Here is a 21,181-nt window from a genome sequence, read left to right as displayed (position 1 = left end):
CCATGAGCTATAGGGCGGGGGACCCGCCGGAGAGAAAGGGGGAGCCCATGCACAGACCATTCATCAAAGCAGCATCCATATTGCTTGCGGCCGCGCTCTTTGCAGGCATCGTTACAGCTGCGCAGGGTCCAGCTTCCCGCGGGGCTTTAGCCTCGGCCGAGACAACGCCGAAGCAGCCGGATCTTCGCGGCATCAAGGCATCCGTCAGGGCGGGCGGTTATGAAGAGTATTTGGCCAAACATGAAGGCGCCGCGCTTGCGGCTGAAGATGTTGTCATTCCCGGGGAGGCCTACAGCCAAACGGACGGCATGACGGTTTCCGTGCTGGAGGATCACGCAGGCCGAAGCGGCAAATCCGTTCTGACCGCAGATTCGGGCATGATTACATGGGATGTTGATATCAAGCAAGCGGGGCTGTATAACATACGTTTGGATTTGTATACGGAGCAAGGCAAGGATTCCGATATCGAACGGGAGCTTGCCATCGACGGGGCCGTTCCTTTTACGGAAGCAAAAAACCTGGTGTTCAACCGGGTGTGGAAAAACGAAAAATCGGAGTTTGAACAAGACGGACGCGGCAATGATTTAACGCCGACCCAGGTAGAGGAGCATCTCTGGCAGGCAATAACCTTGAAGGACAGCACCGGCTCTTATGAAGATCCTTTTTTATTTTATTTTTCCGCAGGCAAACACAGTCTCTCGCTGACCTCCATCAAAGAGCCGCTTGTCATCCGCCAAATCACGCTGGCCAAACCGTCCGCCGTGCCAAGCTACGGCGAAGTTTCGGCCCGGTATGAGCGGGAAGGAGTAAAGGCGGCTTCGGATGTATTCATTAAGGTTCAGGCTGAGCAGGCTTTATATAAATCTTCGCCGAGTCTTCTTCCCTACAACGACCGGTCCAATCCGGCCGTAGAGCCGTACCATGTGTCCAAGCTGCGCAATAACGCCATGGGCGGGTATGCCTGGAGGCTTCCGGGACAGTGGATCGAATGGGAGGTGGATGTGCCGCAGGACGGCTTGTACCAGATTGCTTTTAAAAACCACCAAAACTATTTGCGGGGCTTATCGGTGCTTCGTTCGATTTACATAGACGGTCAACTGCCGTTCAAAGAAATGCAAACGGTTACGTTCCCGTACAGCAACTCCTGGCAAATGAAAGTCATCGGAGCTGATGGGGGGGAACCTTATCTTGTTCATCTGACGCCGGGAAAACACCGGATCCGGATGGAGGTTACGCTCGGGGATATCGCCCCGATCCTGCGCTCCGTGGAATCCAGCATTCTGGACCTGAATGCGATGTACCGGAAAATCATCAGCTACACCGGTACGGTTCCCGACTCTTTCCGGGATTACAATCTGGAGCAGCGGATTCCGGAGATGACCCGGGTATTCCGGGAGTCCAGCGAGCAGCTGTACGGGATTGCCAAGGCGATCGAAGGGCCCTCCGGCGAAAGCGATGAACGGACGTCGATCATTCGCACGGTTGCATACCAGCTGCAGGATATGGCGGATAAACCGGAATCGGTGCCGTCGCGCGTCGAGGCGTTCAAAACGAATGTGGGTGCGCTGAGTTCATGGATGCTGACGGTGAATGAGCAGCCCCTGTCGCTGGATTATTTGATCGTTAGCTCGCCAGGCGGCAAGCTGCCCGATCCTGAAGCGGGGGCGTGGTTGAAGCTGGTATCCGGCACACAATCCTTTATCGCTTCTTTCACTGAAAATTATGATGATTTCTCAAATGATGAAGCGGTCGGGAACATTACCGTATGGGTCACTTCGGCCAGGGACCAGGCGCAGGTGATCAAAAGGCTGATCGATGACAAATTCACGCCAAAAACCGGAATTCATGTCAACCTGAAGCTGGTATCGGCGGATGTGCTGCTGCCGTCGACCGTTGCGGGCAAAGGGCCGGATGTGGCGCTGCAGATCGGCAATGATCTGCCGGTGAACTACGCCAGCCGAAGTGCGCTGCAGGATCTGTCGTCTTTCCCGGATTTCAGCAGTGTCAAAGAGCAGTTTAATGCAAGCGCGCTTGTGCCGTATGAATATAGCGGGGCATATTACGCGCTGCCGGAGCAGCAAACCTTCCCGATGTTATTTTACAGGAAGGATATTTTGGATGAGCTGCATCTGCAGGTGCCGCAAAGCTGGGATGACGTGTATAACATGCTTCCGGTATTGCAAAAGCATAATCTGCAGTTCGGCTTGCCGCAAAAGCCGCTGGATTCCTTCGGCAACGAAACGGTGCGGACGGATATCGTGACGATGGCGCCGAATCCGGCCCTCGTTATGCTGCTGTATCAGAATCAAGGACAAATTTACAAAGATGGCGGCATGGCTGTCGATCTCGATTCCGAAACGGCAATCAAGCAATTTAAGCAGTGGACGGATTTTTACGTTAATTATAAACTCCCGATCACGGTCGATTTCGCCAACCGCTTCCGCACCGGAGAAATGCCGATCGGCATCGTCGATTATACGATGTATAACAAGCTGAGCGTATTTGCGCCGGAAATCAAGGGGCTGTGGGCATTTGCGCCCGTTCCGGGAACGCTTGGCACGGATGGAAAACTTCATCGCGAGGTGGGCAGCAGCGGATCGGCTACCGTCATGTTCAAACACGCGGGCAATAAAGATGCCGCATGGGAATTTATGAAATGGTGGACGGGCAAAGATACGCAGATCGCCTACGGGCGGCAAATGGAAATCCGCATGGGCGCTTCGGCGCGTTATCCGACCGCCAATAAAGAGGCGCTTGCGCAGCTTCCGTGGCCGACGCAGGATTTGCATAAGCTGCAGGAACAGATGCAGTGGGTCAAAGGCATTCCGGAAGTGCCCGGGGGGTACCTGACGGGCCGGAATATCGATAACGCGTTCCGCCGCGTCGTCGTGCAGGGCGAGGACCCGCGCGAAACGATGGACAATTATGTTAGGACGATGAATGAGGAAATCACGCTTAAACGAAAAGAATTTAATCTCCCGACCGAGAAATGAGGGACCTTCCATGAAGGAAAGAACGGCTTACCGTCCCGTCTTGACGGGGGCGAACATGCCGGGCGGCAAGCCGGGGCGCATGCTCCGCAGCAAGGCCGCGCGGGTATGGACGGAAATGAAAAAAAACAGGCATGCCTATGTGCTGATGGCGCCTTACTTTATCATTTTTTGCACATTTACGGTTATTCCGGTGCTTTTATCTCTTGTCTTAAGCTTCACGAATTTCAATCTTTTGGAGCCGCCGCGCTGGATCGGCTGGCAGAATTACGCCAGATTATTCGTGCAGGACGACATCTTTTTAATCGCCTTGAAAAACACGATGCTGTTTGCGGCTATAACGGGCCCGATCAGCTATATCGCCTGCTTCATGTTCGCCTGGCTTATTAATGAATTGCCGCCAAAGCTGCGGGCTGTGCTGACGCTGGTTCTGTACGCCCCTTCGATTGCAGGCAACACGTATTTGATCTGGCAGCTGCTGTTTGCGGGGGACTCCTACGGATACGCTAACTCTTTTTTAATGAAATGGGGCTTCATCCTGGAGCCGATCCAATGGCTTCAAGATACCCGGTATGTGCTGATGATTTTGATTCTCGTTCAGCTATGGCTGAGTCTGGGAACTTCCTTCCTGGCTTTTATCGCCGGGTTGCAGAATGTGGACCGGACGATGTACGAGGCGGGCAGCATCGACGGCATCCGCAACCGCTGGCAGGAATTGTGGTTTATTACGCTGCCCGCCATGCGGCCGCAGTTGATGTTCGGCGCGGTCATCCAGATCGCCTCGGCATTTTCCGTCGCGGAGATTTCGATTTACCTCATCGGTTTCCCAAGCGTGGATTATGCTGCGCATACGATTGTAACCCATCTGGTCGACTACGGCACGATCCGGTTTGAAATGGGTTACGCATCTGCGATCGCCACCGTATTGTTCACAATTATGCTGACCGTAAATCTGGTTACCCAGAAGCTCCTTGGAAAAGTAGGTGAGTAAAGATGAAAATCACACTTAAAATGCCGAAAAGGCTGAACCGGTCCTGGGGCGTCGATGTGCTGCTGTTCTTGCTGCTGGGCGGGGTGGCCTGTTTTATGGCGCTGCCGCTGGTTTTCACGATCAGCAACGCGTTTAAGCCGATCGATGAGATCTTTACTTTTCCGCCCAAGCTGTTTGTGCGCAATCCGACGTTCAAAAACTTTACCGACCTGGTCGGCATTTTCAGCGACTCATGGGTGCCGTTTTCAAGATATGTGTTCAATACGTTTTTCATCGCGATCATCGGGACCATAGGCCATGTGATTCTGGCTTCCGCAGCGGCCTATCCGCTTGCGAAAATCCGGTTCCCCGGCAGGAAGCTGCTGTTCAGCATCGTGGTCCTGTCGCTTATGTTTACAGCCTATGTAACCCAGGTTCCAAACTACATGATCATTTCGTACCTGGGTTTGATCAACACTTATTGGGCCATTTTGCTGCCTGCTTTCGGCATGACGCTCGGGCTTTACCTGATGAAGCAGTTCATGGAGCAGATTCCCGATGCCCTGCTTGAAGCGGGAAAAATCGACGGCGCCAGCGAGTACCGTATTTACTGGCAGATCGTCATGCCTATTGTCAGACCCGCGTGGCTGACGCTGATCATCTTCTCGCTTCAGAGCCTCTGGACCAACGGCTCCGTAACGAGCCACAAATATATTTACAGCGAACAGTTGAAGACGGTGGACTATGTTTTCGGGCAAATCGCAAACGGCGGACTGGTCAGAACGGGGCCGGTAGCGGCCGTTACGCTGCTTATGATGATCGTTCCGATCACGGTGTTTATCGTGACGCAGAGCAGCATTATCCAGACGATGTCCACATCGGGCTTGAAGGAATAACAGGGGGGCATGCAGATGAAGAGATGGACGGCTTTAATCCTAATGATGCTGCTTCTGGTTTCCGGAATCGCCGCAGCCCCCGTTTCGGCGGGGAATTCCCCCTACAATTATTCATTTTGGGGAACTCCGGTTCCGGCTCCGGAGGCTTACGCGCTGGAGCGGGTGCTCTACGGAAACGACTGGAGCATTGGCCCCTTGTCCTCCCCGCAGGACATATACGCAGGCAAAGACGGACGGATATACATTGCGGATACCGGCAATAACCGGATTATCGTTTTGAACCGGAATCTGCAAGTGGATGGGGTGTTCACTGATTTTCAAAACGCGGGCCAAAAAGATAGCCTAAGCCAGCCGCAGGGCGTCTTCGCCGATCCGGACGGGCATGTGTATATCGCGGATACGGACAACCGCCGCATTGTCGAGCTGGACCGCAGCGGAAAGCTGGTGCGGATCATAAACGAGCCGAAATCGACGCTGCTGCGCCCGGGTTTTCAGTATCTTCCGGTCAAACTGGCGATAGACAAGGCCAAACGGATGTATGTGATCAGCCAGGGAAGCTATGAAGGAATTATGGAATTCGATGCGGATGGGGGATTTAACGGTTTTATCGGTACCAACCGCGTCAAATTCAGCCCAGTCGACCTCTTTTGGAAACGGATCTCGACCAAAGCCCAGCGCGAGCAGATGCAGCAGTTTATTCCGATCGAGTTTAACAATCTGGATCTCGATGATAACGGCTTTATTTATACCTCCACATCGGAGGAGGATTCCGATCAGCCGCTGAAACATCTTAATCCTTCAGGCGTGGATATTTTGCGCAGCAAAGGTTATTTTGCCCCGAAAGGGGATGTCGGCAATCTTGAGGGCGGCAGCGTGACCGGAAGTTCCATTTTTGTGGATGTGATCGCCGATCAGGGCGGGATGTACAGCGCATTGGATTCCAAAAGGGGACGCATATTCACGTATGACAAGGACGGCAATCTGCTGTATGAATTCGGCGGCCTCGGCAGCCAACAGGAGAATTTCCGCACGCCGGTTGCCATCGGGATGCTGGGTGACCGGATGCTCGTCGTCGACAAGGACAATAACCGCCTTGCGGTATTCGCTCCGACGACCTATGGCAGCCTGATCCGCAGCGCGGTGACGGAGCTGAGCGAAGGCAGGACGGAACAATCCACCGCCGCTTGGAGAAAAGTGCTGCAGCTTAACTCCAATTTCGATGTAGCATACATCGGCATCGGCAAGTCGCTGCTGAAGCAGGGCGACAACCGCGAAGCCATGACTTACTTCAAGCTGGGCAACAGCCGCGAATATTATTCGGAAGCCTTTAAACGCTACCGCAAGGAAGTGGTGTTCGAGCATTTTGGCGGTATCGTGCTTGTCATAGCCATGACGATCGCGGTCGTCATTTCCGCCGTCAAACTGGCGAACAGGAAGAAGAAAGGCCAGTTTTATAGCGAATTCGGCATCATCCGCAATCCGTTTTACACGCTGGTGCATCCATTCAACGGCTTCTGGGAAATGAAATACGAGCGCAAAGGCCGGCTCAGTGTCGCGGGTGTCATTGTCGGACTGCTTGTCATCGCTACAATCGTGAAACGCCAATTGGGCGGCTTTGTCATCAACCTCAACAATCCCGAGCAGCTGAACAGCCTGGATGAGCTTAAATATATCGTTCTTCCGTTCCTGCTCTGGTGCGTGGCCAACTGGTCGCTCACGACGCTGATGGACGGGGAAGGGAAGTTTAGCGAAATCGTGATTGCAACCGCTTATTCCCTGCTGCCGCTGGTTCTGATTTATTTCCCGCAGGTGCTGTACAGCAATGTCATCACGGCGGATGAGAGTTCTTTCTATTATTTGTTAAACGCCATTGCGATGATCTGGTTTGTCTGGCTCCTGTTTACGGGGACGATGACCGTGCATCAATATACGGCGGGGAAAACGATTGCGACGATGCTGTTGACGCTGGTCGTGATGGGCATCATCATCTTCCTTGGCGTGCTGTTCTTCAGCATGCTGCAGCAGATGATCAATTTCGTCGGCTCCATTTACAAAGAAATTTCATTCAGAATGTAAGCCGCAAAAGGAGGGATGAAGGTGGGCAATCGAACAAAACAAGCCGCAAGCATCATGTGCGCTGCTCTCCTGGCTGCGGGCATTCTGGGGGCAGGAACCGGCATGGTTTACAGTGGGGAAAAGGACGCGCCCGAACAAGGACAGATATCCTCAACCGCTGCTTCGGAACAGGCGCAGGGTTCGCCCCCGGCCTTCGCGGCGCCAGAGATGCAAGCGGTACCCGAGCAGCCCGTCAAGGCAACTTCCAATACGCCGCAGGAGATTGAAGCGCTGGCTGCGATGGAGAAAGTGGCGGAAAATGATCGGCTCGGCTTATACGTGAACAAAGCAACGGCGGAAATTGCCGTTCAGGAAAAGGCAAGCGGTTATATCTGGTTCTCCAATCCCGCCCAGCGGGACGAAGACCCGATTGCATCGCCGCTTTATAAGTCCGAGCTGTCTGCTCAGGTGCTGCTTTCCTACTATAACGATAAAGGGCAAATCAATGCCTTCAACAGCTTCGATGACAGCGTGGCCAAAAAGCAATTTGAAATTTCGCCTGTCGATCAGGGCATCCGCGTGGAGTATCGGATGGGAAATGTGGTGAAGTCATTTGCCAATATCCCGAAGGTGATCGGCAAAAACCGTTTTGAAACGGAAATCCTCGAGAACATCAAGGATCCGGATCAGCGGGAGGACGTTAAATACAAGTTTCGCTTGAATGAGCAAAAGCAGGTATACGAAGTGCGGAAATTGCAGGATTACGTGGCGGAGGAACTGTCGGCTGTCCTTGAAGCCGCAGGTTATACGGCGGAGGATGCGGCGCGTGACAACAAGGAGAACGGGGTCGGCGAAGCGGCCGCATCAGAGGAAGCGGAATTCACCGTTCCCGTTGTTTATTCCCTCGACGGCGCCAATTTGGTGGTATCGGTTCCAGCCAAAGAACTGAAAGCAAGCAAGGCCTATCCGATCGCTTCGCTGCAGGTTTTGAAATTTTTCGGCGCGGCGGATGCCGGCAAGCAGGGATATATTTTCGTTCCCGACGGTTCGGGCGCTTTGATCCGCCTCAACAATAATAAACGGAATGCGGAGCCTTACAGTCTGCCGGTTTACGGCAATAACGGAACCTTTGACGTCAAGGAGCAAATCCAAACGAATGAAGTTTCCCGTCTGCCGGTATTCGGCCTGAAGCAAAACGATCATGCGCTGCTCGGCATCATCGAGGATGGGGAAGCGGGGGCCAGCATTACCGCAGACATCAGCGGGCGCAACGACTCTTACAACACGGTCAGCAGCAAATTCCAGGTGACGGCCATGGATTACTACACTTTGTCCTCCGGCACCAAGACCAGTGCGGTTCCAATGTTCGAAACAGGGAAATATCAGGGCAACTTCCAGGTCAGATACGCGTTTCTGGCCGGCCCTTCTGCGGATTATACAGGCATGGCGGCGGCTTACCGGAATTATTTGGCTGGCAAATACAAGCTGCAGCCGCTCCAAGCTTCGGCCGATGCTCCGTTTGTGCTGGAGCTTGAGGGAGCATTCCGCAAAAACAAATCTTTCCTCGGCATCCCATACAAGTCCACGGAGTCATTAACGACCTTTGACGAAGCGAAAGAGATTTTGGAACAGCTGAAAGCCGCGGGAGTCAAGGCGATCGATCTTCGGTTTGTAGGCTGGTTCAACGGGGGCATTCGCCATTCTTCGCCGTCAGATTTATCCGTCGCCGGGGTTTTGGGAGGCAAAAAGGGCTTTCTGCAGCTGGCTGAATATATGAAGGAAAACGGCTTTGAATTTTATCCGGACACCGCTTTTTTGGAGAAATACAAAGGCTCATCGGGGGCGGCCATGCTGCTTGACCGGGGCAAGGCGGAAGTGTACGGCTACAATCCCGTTACGCATGCGAAGGATACCAGCAAATTTTCGCATTATATCCTGGCGCCGGCGCAGCTGCCCAAGCAGGTAAACGGCTTTTTGAAAGATTACGCCAAGCTGGGCGTACCTGGGCTGTCACTGCGGGATTTGGGCAGAGAGGTCCATTCCGATTTTAATCCGGATCATCCGGTCAGTCGGCAGGATTCGCTTTTAACTTCGGTTAAGGAGCTGGAGGTGCTGCAGAAGCAGGCGGGGGCGCTGATGGTGGAGGGCGGCAATGCTTACAGCCTTCCGTTCGCTCAAACGATCGTGAATGCGCCGATGCGAAGCAGCCGTCTGAATATTACGGATGAGGAAATCCCTTTTTACCAAATCGCTTTGCATGGCTATTTCGATCTTGCCGGCGCTCCCTACAACATGGACGAATTGCAAAATCCGCGCTTGTCCATGCTGAAATCGCTGGAAACCGGATCCGCGGTGTATTACCAGTGGTTTGCGAGCGACGCATCCAAGGTCAAGGACACGGATTATAACGATTTATATGCGCTGAGCTACCGGAATTGGTTGGATGAAGCCGTGCGGCTGTATCAGGAGGCGAATCCGGTTTTGGCGAAGGTTCGGAGCCAAGTGATCACTTCCCATCGGCAGCTTGCGCCCGGCGTTGTCCGCACGGTTTATCAAAACGGAGTCAGCGTAACCATTAATTACAACCAAACGGCGGTAGCCGTGGACGGCCTGCAGCTTCAGCCGCAGAGCTATCACGTAGGCGGTGAATAACATGTTCAGAAAACCACTTACCCTGTCCCGAAAAAAACAGCTATGCGGCTTATTGTTTGCGACACCGCTTATTTTGGGGCTCGTCATCCTGTTTCTGCTGCCGCTTCTGCAGTCATTCCGTTTCAGCTTAAGCTCCATTCATCTGGTGGAGGGCGGCTTTGCCGTCGATTATTTGGGCTGGTCCAACTACAGCAGTCTGTTTACGACCAACCCGGATTATCTGCGAAAACTGACCGAATCGGTAACGAACATGGTCGTTAACGTTCCCATCATTATCATTTTCAGCCTGTTCGCGGCGGTGCTGCTGAATCAGAAGTTTCGGGGGAGGGCGCTCGCAAGAGCGATATTTTTCCTGCCGGTCATTTTGGCTTCGGCCGCGATCGCCAACCTTGATATCAGCAGCTTTGTCGGCGGTTCGAACTTGTCCGGGAGCAGTCAGGGCAGCGGCGGATTGCTGCAAAGTTTTGAACTGAAAAAAATGCTGACGGAGTCGGGACTTGCCCCGGTATTCGTCGATTACATCACGGGTGCGGTGGACCGGATTTATGAAATCATCAGCTCTTCCGGCGTGCAAATTTTAATTTTCCTCGCCGGCCTGCAATCGGTGTCGCCCGCTTTGTATGAGGCGTCGCGGATTGAAGGGGCGACCGGCTACGAAATGTTCTGGAAGGTCACGTTTCCGATGATGACGCCGCTTATTTTAACGAATACGGTGTATTCGATCATCGATTCGTTCAGCCATAATTCAATCAATTCATTGATTTCCGAAACCGCGTTCAAGTCCTTCGAATTCGGCCAAAGCGCGGCGATGTCCTGGATTTATTTTGCGGTCGTTACTGTGATTTTGGGTGTTTCGACGGGCATTATTTCCAGAAAGGTGTTCTACTACGACTGATAAGGAGGAGAAGGGCTATGAAATCGCCTGCCGCTTACGCGGATATCATCCGATACCGATTCAACCCTCTGGAAAAATCCAAGCTTTGGTTGTGGAAGCTCATACGCACGGTTATGATCGTCGGCTTTTGCTTTATTATTTTGTTCCCGTTGTTTCTTCGCCTGTCGGTAGCTTTCCGGAGCAAAGCCGACATCTATGATCCGACCGTCCTTTGGATTCCGCGCCATTTTACGCTCGATAACGTCAAAATCGCCATGCAGGCTACCGATTATTTTACGGCGCTGCTGAATACCTTCTTGATTTCGGCGGGAACGACGATCATTCAGCTGGCTTCATGCGCGCTGGCGGCCTACGCTTTTGCAAGGCTGAAATTTAAAGGGAGCGGCTTGCTGTTCGGGATTGTTATCTTCACGATCGTAGTGCCGCCTCAGACTATCATGATCCCGTTGTATCTGACCTACAGGTATTTTGATCTATTTGGTTTGGTCAAGCTGTTTACGGGCAAATCCAGTTTTAATCTGATCGACACCTTCTGGCCATTCCTGATTTCCTCGGCAACGGCAATGGGCCTCAAAAACGGCTTGTACATCTATATTTTCCGGCAGTTTTTCCGGGGAATTCCGAAGGAGATCGAGGAGGCGGCGCTTGTGGACGGCGCGGGCGTGCTGAAGACCTTTTACCGGATCATGCTGCCAAACGCGGTGCCCGCGATTGTGACCGTGCTTTTGTTTTCGTTCGTCTGGCAGTGGAATGACAGCTATTACGTATCCCTTTTCCTGAGCAAGGTTAAAGTGCTGTCCACGCAGCTTATGGATATGGGCTCGGCGCTCGGGAAGGAACCGGATTTGGTATATCAGTCTATGCTCCTGAACACGGGTGTGCTGCTGCTGACGGCGCCGCTGATCATTTTGTACCTGTTCGTGCAGAGATATTTTGTAGAAAGCGTGGAGCGAACCGGTATCGTTGGATAGCGGGGGAAGGATGGATGCCGGGAATAAAACGATAAGCGGCCCGAAGCGGGTAAGAATTCCGTATCTTTCGGGCCGATGCTTCAGACAAAACCTTAGATGAGAATGGGGAGCGGATGTTTTGACACAGGCCAAGACAGTACATATCATTTCGCACACGCATTGGGACAGGGAATGGTATCTGCCTTACGAAAAGCATCACATGCGTTTGATCAAGCTGATGGACAACCTGCTCGCCACGCTGCAAACCGATCCGGATTTTAAAAGCTTCCATCTCGACGGCCAAACGATCATGCTGGAGGATTATTTGCAGATCCGCCCGGAAAAGAGGCCGCTGCTCGAGAAATACGTCCGGGAAGGACGGATACATATCGGGCCATGGTATATTTTGCAGGATGAATTTCTGACCAGCAGCGAGGCCAATGTGCGTAATTTGCTGTACGGGCACAAGGATGCCAAGCGGTTTGGCGCGGTCAGCAGGACCGGGTATTTTCCGGATTCCTTCGGCAATATGGGGCAAGCGCCGCAGCTGCTGCTGCAGGCCGGAATCGAAAATAGCGTGTTCGGCCGCGGTGTGAAGCCTACCGGCTTTAACAACGAGGTCAGCGGGCAAGCCGCTTATGAATCGCCATATTCGGAAATGGTGTGGGAAGCGCCTGACGGATCGCGTGTGCTGGGCATCCTGTTTGCCAACTGGTACAGCAACGGCAATGAGATTCCGGTGGATTCGGAGGAAGCGCGGGAGTATTGGCAGCGCAAGCTGAAAGAAGCGGAAGCGTATGCTTCGACGCCGCATTTGCTGATGATGAACGGCTGCGACCACCAGCCGGTGCAGCAAAACGTGGCGGAAGCGATCAAGGTGGCACAGGAGCTTTTTCCGGAGTATCGTTTCGTCCATTCCAATTTCACGGATTATATCGCGGCTGTAACGGCCGAAGCGCCGGAGCATTTGTCCGTTGTGCGCGGAGAGCTGCGCAGCCAGCATACGGACGGCTGGTCCACCCTGGTGAATACGGCGTCTTCCCGGATTTACCTGAAGCAGTTGAACAACCAGGGGCAGACGTTGCTGGAAAAAGTGGCGGAGCCGCTGGCTGCTTTTGCCCATGCGACAGGCAAGGCCCCATACCCGCATCATTTATTCGAATATGCTTGGAAGACATTGATGCAGAATCATCCGCATGACAGCATCTGCGGCTGCAGCGTGGACGAAGTGCATGATGAGATGGTGATGCGTTTCGCCAAAAGCAGGCATGTGGCTGAGACGATCGCCGAAGACAGCCTGAATGTATTGGCGGAGGAGGTTGATACCAGCATACTGGCGGCGCTCAGCGAGGTCGATGAAACGGCATATCCGCTGATCGTGTTTAATACGACGGGGTGGATTCGCTCCGGTGTGGTGACCGCGGAGCTTGAGCTTGGACGGATCTATTTTGGAAGCGGCATGGGCTTTGCGGAGATGAAAAACACCTTGCGAGAGCTGCCGCTTGACTCTCTGCGTCTGCTGGACCCACACGGAAGGGCAGTTTCTTTCTCATTCGAGGACCAAGGAGTTTCATTTGGTTATGATTTGCCGGAGGACCGGTTCCGTCAGCCGTATTTTGCTAGAAAGATCAAGGTGAGGTTCGAAGCGGAGGTTGTGCCGGCGCTGGGATATAAAACATATGTCCTTATGCAGGGAGGCCAGGTGAGCGTCAGGTCGCGGATAGGCTGCGAGACTTCGGAAGCTTGCTGCGCCGGCGAAGGTGAATGGGAACGCGGCGCATCATCGCTAGTCACGGGCGAACTCAGCATGGAAAATGAATATTTGGCAGTGACAGTGGAAGCGAATGGTTCCCTCACCGTCAAGGATAAAGTAACGGGGAAAATGTTCCGCGACCTGTGTATTTACGAGGATACCGGCGACATCGGCAACGAGTATATGTACAAGCAGCCGGACGGGGACATTCCGATCACGACAAGGGACGGCGCAGCGGTTATTTCCATTGCCGAAGACGAGCCGTTCCGTGCTTCCTTCGAGATCGTGCATACGCTGCAAATCCCGGCGTCAGCGGACGCCAGATTAGGTGAAGAGCAAAAAGAACTGATATGGTTTACGGGAAGGAAGGCGGGGCGATCCGCTGCTTTGACGGAGCTCCGCATCCGTACGCTGGTTTCGCTGGAACGGGGCGGAAGGGGAGTGCAGGTTGAAGCATCGTTCCGCAATGAGGCGGAAGATCACCGGCTGCGGATGTTGTTTTCTTCGGGGATCGCCGCAGATACCCATAAGGCGGACTCCGTTTTTGAAGCGGCGGAGAGAAGCAACCTGCCTGCCGCGGAATGGGCGAATCCGAGCAACTGCCAGCATCAGCAGGCATTCGTTTTGGTTCGGGATGAGGCGCATGGCTTAACGATTGCGAACCAGGGATTGCCGGAATATGAAATTCTGCCGGGAGAAACGGCGGGCATTGCCGTCACGCTGCTTCGGGCGGTCGGCGAAATGGGCGACTGGGGGTATTTCCCGACACCGGGAGCGCAGTGCCGCGGCGAGCATGCCGTGCGCCTTGAAATCATTCCTTTCGGGCGGGCATTGCCGAATCGGGTGAAGGATGAGGCGGGTGAGACGGAATCGATGATCCGGGCCCATCAACTTCAGGTTCCTTGGTCCGTGAAGCAGACGGGAATTCATGCGGGCAGCCTTCCGGCCGTTCAATCTTTCCTGTCTTGGAAGGGAGAGGACCTGATCTTCTCCGCACTCAAAATATCCCCGGACACCGGCGGCATCATCGCCCGCTGGTACAATGCCGCACACGGCGCGCGAACCCTGTCTCTGCGGCCCGGTTTTGCGATCAAAGAAGCGAGGCGCAGCAATATTATGGAGGAACTGCTGGCTCCTGCGGAGCTTGAGTCGCTTGCCGTGAATCCAGCTGAAATCATAACGCTTCATCTTCTTTTGCCGGCCCAGCAAAGCATTGCAACTTGATTTCATGCAAGCGGTTTAAAAATGATGGAAAATATTAAAAAATATCATCCCATTAGCCCTGATTCTGGTTTATAATTGGCCGGACAGGGCTAAATGGCAAGGAAAGGGCCAAAAAATGGGCACCTAGAGGGAGAGATCAAGCAAAATGGCAGAACTTAAGGTTCAAGGAAACGATTTTGTGTATGAGGGAACCCCCCTTCGGATCTTGTCAGGTTCCATCCACTACTTCCGCGTCGTACCGGAATATTGGCGGGATCGCTTGCTGAAGCTGAAGGCCTGCGGATTCAACACGGTAGAAACGTATGTGGCTTGGAACATTCATGAACCGGATGAAGGCAAATTTGTCTTCGAAGGGCTCGGCGATATTGAAGAGTTTATCCGGATCGCCGGCGAACTCGGACTGCATGTCATCGTGCGTCCAAGCCCGTACATCTGTGCCGAGTGGGAATTCGGCGGGCTTCCTGCATGGCTGCTTGCGGATTCGTCGATGCGGCTCCGCTGTTTCGACCGGGCCTATCTGGATAAAGTGGACCGTTATTTCGACGAGCTGCTGCCGCGGTTGAAACCGCTTCTTTGCACAAATGGCGGGCCGATCATTGCCATGCAGATTGAAAACGAATACGGCAGCTACGGCAACGACAAGCAGTATCTGAATTATTTGAAGGATGCGATGATCCGCCGCGGAATCGATGTGCTGCTGTTCACGTCCGACGGTCCGGAAGACCATATGCTTCAGGGCGGCATGGTGGATGGAGTGCTCGAAACCGTCAATTTTGGATCCAGAGCCAAGGAAGCGTTTGCGAAGCTGCGCGAATATCAGCCGGAAGGTCCTTTGATGTGCATGGAATTCTGGAATGGCTGGTTTGACCACTGGATGGAAGAACATCATACCCGGCCGGCGGAAGACACGGCGAAAGCGCTGGAAGAAATGCTCAAGGAAGGCGCGTCGGTAAACTTCTACATGTTCCATGGCGGCACTAATTTCGGGTTTTATAACGGGGCTAATCATGGGCAGCAGTTTGAGCCGACGGTAACGAGCTATGACTACGATACGCTGCTCAGCGAGTGGGGAGATCCGACGCCGAAATTTTATGCCGTCCGCGACGTGCTTTCCCGTTATGTTGATCTGCCGGAGCTGGTATTGCCTGAACCTATTCGCAAAAATGCATACGGCAAGGTCGAGATGACCGGTCAGGCCGGATTATTCGATCAGCTGGACAAGCTGTCGCAGCCGATTCAAAGCACTTGCCCGGAACCGATGGAGAAGGTCGGACAAAACTATGGATTTATTCTGTATTCGACCCGTATTTCCGGTCCGAGAAAGGGATTCGAGCTGGTGCTTCAAGACGTGCGCGACCGCGCGCTGGTGTTTGCGAACGGCAAATATGCAGGCACGGTGGAACGCTGGAACCCGGCAGCCATTCCTCTAGATATTCCTGCCGAAGGTTTGCAGTTGGACGTGCTGGTCGAAAACATGGGACGGGTTAATTACGGGCCGCTTATGAGGGATACGAAGGGAATTACGGAAGGCATCCGGCTTGGAAATCAGTTTTTATACCATTGGACGATCCGTCCGCTGCCGTTAAAAGATGTATCCGCGCTTGCGTTCGGGCCGCTCCAGGCAGATGGAACTGCTGCCGGAAAGCTGGCAGCGCCGGCGTTTTACAAGGGAACGTTTGAGGTTAACGAACGGGCCGATACCTTCATCCGCCTGGATGGATGGACCAAAGGCGTCGTTTATCTAAACGGTTTTAATCTCGGACGCTACTGGGAGGTCGGTCCGCAGCAAACGCTTTATGTGCCCGCCCCACTGCTGAAGGAAGGCAGCAACGAACTTGTCATTTTCGAACTTCATGGTACAAGCAAGCCGGCAGTCGAGCTATTGGATACGCCGGATCTTGGTTAAATGTGAAAGCAAGGGCTGTTCCCGAAAGGCCAGACTTTATTGGCCCGGGAACAGCTCTTTATTTACATATCAGAAATTAGTTTCGGGGTCCCCGCAAAGTAATCGGAATAGGCTTCGAAGGTCACGCGTCACTCCGTACTTTTGCTCCGCAAAAGCGCCCCTCTTTGCGAGGCGCCCTTACTTCTTTCCGATACTCTCAGTACTTTTGCTTTGCAAAAGCGCCTCTCTGCGAGAGTCGTCGGACTTCTTTCCGATACACTTTGCGGGGTTATTTTACTCTTCTTCTCCATCCGCATACCATGGATTCAAATGGACCATGACATCTCCGACATGTTTCATCCGCCGCATGATCGTTTTTTTGACTTCGCGGCTCACGTCATGTCCTTGTTTGACGGTCAGCTGGTTGGGGACGCTCACTTTGACATCGACGATGATTGCGTTCCCCAGCTCTCTGGCACGAATGCTGTCCACCCGCTTGACGTTGGGAACGGAGTAGATAATAGAGCTCAGCTCGGTTAGCTTTTCGGGCGTGATATTTTTATCCATCAGGATGTCGATGGCTTCACGCCCCATTTTGAAACCGAGCCGGATGACGAGATAAGAGACGATGATGCCTGCGGCCGAATCGCCGTATTCCGTAAAGGGAATATGAAAGTAGTCTCCGGCCAAAGCAATGCCGATACCGATTACGGCAGCTGCGGACGCATATACATCGGCAATATGATCGTAAGCGGTGGCGATCAGGCTGCGGCTGTTTTCGGCTCTCCCGACCCGGATGCAGTACATATAGAGAGCTTGCTTCCAGATCAGGGAAACAAGCGCCGCGGCAAGGGCAACCCAACTGGCAGCGGCAGGTGGTTCCCAAAACGACTCAATGGACTTATACACCATCAGAAGCGCAGCCACGATCAGAATCAGAGCCACGAATCCCGAGGCGATCGCTTCGGCTTTGCCATGGCCGTATGGATGATCCTCATCCGCAGGTTTGCGGGATACCATTGCTGAAGTTAAAGCGGCGACGGTTGCCACCACATCCCCGGCGTTGTGAATCCCGTCCGCCACGAGAACCTTACTGTTAAACACAAAGCCGGTTATAATTTTCAACGCGGTCAGCAAAATATTGCTGATCAAACTGATCCATACCGCAAAAATGGATTTATGCGCCAATGTTCGAATGCTCCTTAAGTAAAGTGTGGGATGTGGAAATTGGAACATCATACTATCTTATTACTATAATAACCCTTTTTAAGATGGGGGAACGCATAATTTATTCAGTTTTGAACATGTACGCTTAAAACCTATGGCGTAATTTGAGTTAGGTTATAGAACAGTTAGTGTTTAAGATGAGCAAAAGTGAAGAAGCGCGCGAACATGACCAACAAGCTGCCATAGTGAAAGCCTGAGATAAATTATGGGAAATAGAAGTGGAATCTATTCATGATTGTTCGAAAGGGGGACGACGCCGACGTCGCTAGGGCCATAAATCCCAATTGTGAAGAAAGCTGATCCTCGGCAGAACGAGGCAGATTATCGGCAGTACCGACGTTTAACATTGACAGTACCGCGCAGATGAATCGGTAGAAGGCAGCAAAGTGATTGGAAAAATGACGCAATGACTGGCTGAATGACGCTGATCATCGACAGTACCCTGACAAAACGCCAACACAGCTAAGGATCTCGAAAAGGATGCTGCACATCGCAAACGGGTGGGAAATGCCCAAAAGTTACTGTATAAGACTTTATAAGCACTTGTTATTAGCAGCTATATGTTATTCACGCGTCTATGCCGCTCATTTCTCCTACTTTGATAGAAAAAGTTGCAAAAGTGCATCCATTTTCCTTGATTTCATAAGAAATATAGGAAATTCCTGCAAAAGTGCAACCTTTTTAAGGTGATCATCTATATTTGCCTTGAATAACTGAAAAATCTTGCACTTTCGCAACCTTTTTCATCTAGAATGGTGAATAACAACCAAAGCTTGCACTTTCGCAACCTTTTCATCTTGAATGGCAAGTAACAACCAAAGCTTGCACTTTCGCAACCTTTTTCATCTTGAATGGCGAGTAACAACCAAAGCTTCTCGCAACCTTTTTCATCTAGAATGGCGAATAACAGCAAAAGCCTGCACTTTTGCAACCTTTTTCATCTAGAATGGCAAGTAACAACCAAAGCCTGCACTTTCGCATTTTTTTATGAGAGCCTGTACATAAGGATAAAAATAAGCAGGTCTATTTGCAGGGGACTTCCTAGTCGGAGGTAAGGAATGAAACATAATAATTACGAAGAAAACCGTTCTTAATGATTTGAACGTTAACTCCTATCCAACCTGGATGAGGATACCTCCAATCATAAAAGAACGGTTTCTTTTTTGTTCGAACGTGAATGAAACAGGAGAGACGTAAACCTGGTTGCGGACGAAAGCGGTAATGATCGTCAAATGATGGCCGGGGCATTCGATAAACTCTAATCACGAACGACGGGACGCTTGTGGCAAGTTATCATTTTTACTTACAGCTGTTCACCTTGAGCGATCATGCCGTCCAGTTAGACAATCGGAAACTTGAACGCTTTGTTGAAGATCGGAGACAGCCATTTGACGCCGCTTGGCGTAAGCGAATCCGCAATCAAATGCGACAGATACCCGGCGGTTGCGACCGTCATGATGCCTTCAACCTGGAGCTGATGCTCAAGTCCCGAGCCGATGGCGGCCCAAAGCACCAGGGCCCAGACCGTATGCGTCAGCCCGCGATGCTTAAGCCATGGGGCGACTGCGACGAAAGCGCCGAAGCCCATCAGCCAACTCATCTGCTGCGACAATCCGATATAAAGCAGCAGGCCGCCTATGCAGCTGACGAGGATATTCCGTATGAGACCGTCTTTAATGATCAGACCGAGAAGAAACAGGCTGAGTGCGGCGAGTGAATACTCTGCGGAAAAATAACCCTGCGCAAAAAATAACCAGGCAAGAATAACGATGAGAAGCAGCCCGGACCAATAGAGCATTTCCCGCAGCCATTTGGAAAACTGGCCGATTCTTGAACTCAGCATGCTTGGGCCATCCAAGTCGGGACTAAGTGCCGACAGCGCGGAAATCGCCACATACAGGGCGGCATTTTGCAGCGTGAATGGATAATATGCGGCCGCCGCCGCTCCAATGGCCACGCCGATGGCCAGATGTGTTGAACCTTTCATTGTTCCTCCCCTGACTGACAAAGTTGAAATAGGCAAACATATGTTTGCTACTATATTATACATGCTGAACCTGCAATGAGTAAAGTTAGTTTGTAAGAAAAACGTTTATCGATGTATTCGCCTAGAAGCCAGACCGCGATTAGCGGAAGTTTTTCTTGCGATATAAGGGTGCGTGGTTCTCAAGTTTATGCTTTCTTATATCTAAAGTAAAACGTCTATCGATGTATTCGCCTAGAAGCCAGACCGCGATTAGCGGAAGTTTTTCTTGCAATGTCCCGCATTTTCCGTATGTATGGCTCAGGTGTTGCTTCACGGTTCTGAAAGATTCGTCTCCGGTTCTGCGGAAGCCCTGGGCGCATCTCTCCTTCCCAGCAAATAATCGATGGAGACCTGAAACAGATCCGCCAGCCGATTTAATGTTTCATAGTCCGGCTTACGCCGGTTTTTCTCATAATGAGACAAAGCCGCCCTGCTGATTCCGATGGAAGCGGACAACTCCTCCTGGGTCATGCCTTTCCGCTCGCGAAGCTCCGCAATCCGGTGACCGTACTTCATTCGTACCCACCCTTCGTATACGACTCCAAGTTCAAATAAATAACGCTTGACATGATACAAAATGTATCGTAAATTAACAGTGTCGTCAATAGTAAATATGCATTTTGTAACCATTTTCCTAAGAAATCAGGTTCCGAACCCCCTTGATGCATCCATAGTTTTTCCTATTGGTGCAATTAAAAATGGTAACTCTAAATTTCGTCAAGGTTCTCAGGGTTTCATTTTTAACCGACACAAAACGCTGTCGATTGGCTCATGAATGATACGATTTGTTACAAAAGATATAAGGTGCTGATATGATGATTGATACCCATTGCCACATCCTCCCTGGCGTGGATGACGGTCCAAGCACGGCGGAAGGCGCGCTCCGGATGGCTGCGGCCGCAGTCAAAGAGGGAATGCAAGCGGTGATTGCCACCCCGCACCATGCGACTAGGAGGTATACCAACACGGCCCGCAAAATCCGGCGCCGGGTAGCGGCGCTGAACAGCAGACTCAAGAAAAACAATATTCCGCTGCAGATCTTTCCCGGCCAGGAATTCCGGCTCACTGACGCTTACCGGGCGGAACACCGGGCCGGACGGCTGCAGACGCTCGCCGGGAGCGCTTATCTGCTGGTGGAGCTGCCTTCCCGGAGCATCCCAAGCTGCTTTTACGAATTTCTCGCTTATATGAAACAGCGGGGCATCCATCCGGTGATCGCGCATCCCGAGCGGAATTTGGACGTCATAAGCAACCCCGATCAAGTACTCGGCTGGATTGAGGAGCATGGTGTAAGACTTCAGGTCACGACGCAATCGCTGATCGGTTTTTTTGGGGATGAAGTAAGGAGGACCGCTTCCTATTTATGCAAAAAGCGCTGGATTCACTTCATCGGAAGCGATGCGCATAACAACCTTAAAAGGCGATTTTATATCAAAGAAGGATATGAAGCGCTGGAGCGGCTGTGCGGATCGGAGTATTTGCAGACGCTGCAGCATCACGCGGCCCAATTGATTATTGGAGGAAAGATCGGCCTGCTGCATAATTAAATGCCTGGAAAGAGCCGCCCAGGTTCAAATCGTATAAATGCGAGTTTAAAGAGGCCGGTTTTCAGCACCGAAGCATATGCTTCCGACATGCGTTTCTTCAAAACGCTAGCT

Annotated in this window: 12 protein-coding genes and 1 pseudogene; 10 read left to right on the top strand and 3 right to left on the bottom strand. The window is 52.2% G+C overall.

Going from position 1 to position 21,181, the window contains the following annotated elements; all coding sequences use genetic code 11:
• The first annotated feature begins 47 nt into the window (after window positions 1-47).
• The 9 genes from L6442_RS23325 (at window position 48) to L6442_RS23285 (ending at window position 16,291) form a co-directional block, all read left to right on the top strand.
• Window positions 48-2,993: an extracellular solute-binding protein gene (locus L6442_RS23325; protein WP_212979692.1), complete on the top strand. Its 2,946-nt coding sequence runs from the start codon at window positions 48-50 to the stop codon at window positions 2,991-2,993.
• A gap of 55 nt (window positions 2,994-3,048) precedes the next feature.
• On the top strand, window positions 3,049-3,981 hold the full coding sequence (locus tag L6442_RS23320; RefSeq protein WP_194232778.1) for a carbohydrate ABC transporter permease: 933 nt from the start codon (window positions 3,049-3,051) through the stop codon (window positions 3,979-3,981).
• Window positions 3,982-3,983: 2 nt separating this feature from the next.
• The gene (locus L6442_RS23315) at window positions 3,984-4,856 is read left to right on the top strand and encodes a carbohydrate ABC transporter permease (RefSeq protein ID WP_194232697.1); all 873 of its coding nucleotides are present in this window, start codon (window positions 3,984-3,986) and stop codon (window positions 4,854-4,856) included.
• Between the two features lie 15 nt (window positions 4,857-4,871).
• Window positions 4,872-6,932, top strand: coding sequence for a YIP1 family protein (locus L6442_RS23310; RefSeq protein ID WP_237100055.1), 2,061 nt, complete (start codon window positions 4,872-4,874; stop codon window positions 6,930-6,932).
• Between the two features lie 21 nt (window positions 6,933-6,953).
• Complete coding sequence (locus tag L6442_RS23305; RefSeq protein ID WP_212979690.1) at window positions 6,954-9,563, top strand: DUF5696 domain-containing protein; 2,610 nt, start codon at window positions 6,954-6,956, stop codon at window positions 9,561-9,563.
• Between the two features lies 1 nt (window position 9,564).
• The gene (locus L6442_RS23300; RefSeq protein WP_212979689.1) at window positions 9,565-10,458 is read left to right on the top strand and encodes a carbohydrate ABC transporter permease; all 894 of its coding nucleotides are present in this window, start codon (window positions 9,565-9,567) and stop codon (window positions 10,456-10,458) included.
• A 17-nt stretch (window positions 10,459-10,475) separates the two neighbouring features.
• Complete coding sequence (locus tag L6442_RS23295; protein WP_194232693.1) at window positions 10,476-11,429, top strand: carbohydrate ABC transporter permease; 954 nt, start codon at window positions 10,476-10,478, stop codon at window positions 11,427-11,429.
• A gap of 118 nt (window positions 11,430-11,547) precedes the next feature.
• Window positions 11,548-14,385 (top strand): alpha-mannosidase, encoded by a 2,838-nt coding sequence (locus tag L6442_RS23290; RefSeq protein ID WP_212979688.1) that lies wholly within the window; start codon window positions 11,548-11,550, stop codon window positions 14,383-14,385.
• Window positions 14,386-14,530: 145 nt separating this feature from the next.
• Entirely contained in the window at window positions 14,531-16,291 is a 1,761-nt protein-coding gene (locus L6442_RS23285) for a glycoside hydrolase family 35 protein (RefSeq protein WP_212979687.1), read from the top strand.
• Between the two features lie 273 nt (window positions 16,292-16,564).
• Here L6442_RS23285 and L6442_RS23280 read toward each other — a convergent pair whose 3' ends face one another.
• The 3 genes and pseudogenes from L6442_RS23280 to L6442_RS23270 all read right to left on the bottom strand — a co-directional run.
• A complete protein-coding gene (locus L6442_RS23280; RefSeq protein ID WP_228100998.1) occupies window positions 16,565-17,458 on the bottom strand; it encodes a cation diffusion facilitator family transporter in 894 nt (297 codons plus the stop codon).
• Between the two features lie 1,378 nt (window positions 17,459-18,836).
• A complete protein-coding gene (locus tag L6442_RS23275; RefSeq protein ID WP_194231154.1) occupies window positions 18,837-19,484 on the bottom strand; it encodes a metal-dependent hydrolase in 648 nt (215 codons plus the stop codon).
• A 345-nt stretch (window positions 19,485-19,829) separates the two neighbouring features.
• Window positions 19,830-20,039, bottom strand: a pseudogene (locus L6442_RS23270) (helix-turn-helix domain-containing protein); the annotation flags it as partial.
• A gap of 296 nt (window positions 20,040-20,335) precedes the next feature.
• On the opposite strand from L6442_RS23270, the gene L6442_RS23265 reads away from it, so the two are divergent.
• A complete protein-coding gene (locus tag L6442_RS23265) occupies window positions 20,336-21,070 on the top strand; it encodes a tyrosine-protein phosphatase (protein WP_237100054.1) in 735 nt (244 codons plus the stop codon).
• The last annotated feature ends 111 nt before the right edge of the window (window positions 21,071-21,181 follow it).

The organism is Paenibacillus azoreducens (assembly GCF_021654775.1).
In the GTDB taxonomy this organism is placed as follows: Bacteria; Bacillota; Bacilli; order Paenibacillales; family Paenibacillaceae; genus Paenibacillus_AQ; species Paenibacillus_AQ azoreducens.
This window is presented reverse-complemented; position numbering and strand designations above follow the sequence as displayed.

Bases quoted from the DNA above. Each gene is read 5' to 3' on its own strand.
- L6442_RS23300 (WP_212979689.1), top strand. From the start codon at position 9,565: ATGTTCAGAAAACCACTTACCCTGTCCCGAAAAAAACAGCTATGCGGC.
- L6442_RS23265 (WP_237100054.1), top strand. From the start codon at position 20,336: ATGATGATTGATACCCATTGCCACATCCTCCCTGGCGTGGATGACGGT.
- L6442_RS23325 (WP_212979692.1), top strand. From the start codon at position 48: ATGCACAGACCATTCATCAAAGCAGCATCCATATTGCTTGCGGCCGCG.
- L6442_RS23320 (WP_194232778.1), top strand. From the start codon at position 3,049: ATGCCGGGCGGCAAGCCGGGGCGCATGCTCCGCAGCAAGGCCGCGCGG.
- L6442_RS23275 (WP_194231154.1), bottom strand. From the start codon at position 19,484: ATGAAAGGTTCAACACATCTGGCCATCGGCGTGGCCATTGGAGCGGCG.
- L6442_RS23295 (WP_194232693.1), top strand. From the start codon at position 10,476: ATGAAATCGCCTGCCGCTTACGCGGATATCATCCGATACCGATTCAAC.
- L6442_RS23310 (WP_237100055.1), top strand. From the start codon at position 4,872: ATGAAGAGATGGACGGCTTTAATCCTAATGATGCTGCTTCTGGTTTCC.
- L6442_RS23285 (WP_212979687.1), top strand. From the start codon at position 14,531: ATGGCAGAACTTAAGGTTCAAGGAAACGATTTTGTGTATGAGGGAACC.
- L6442_RS23315 (WP_194232697.1), top strand. From the start codon at position 3,984: ATGAAAATCACACTTAAAATGCCGAAAAGGCTGAACCGGTCCTGGGGC.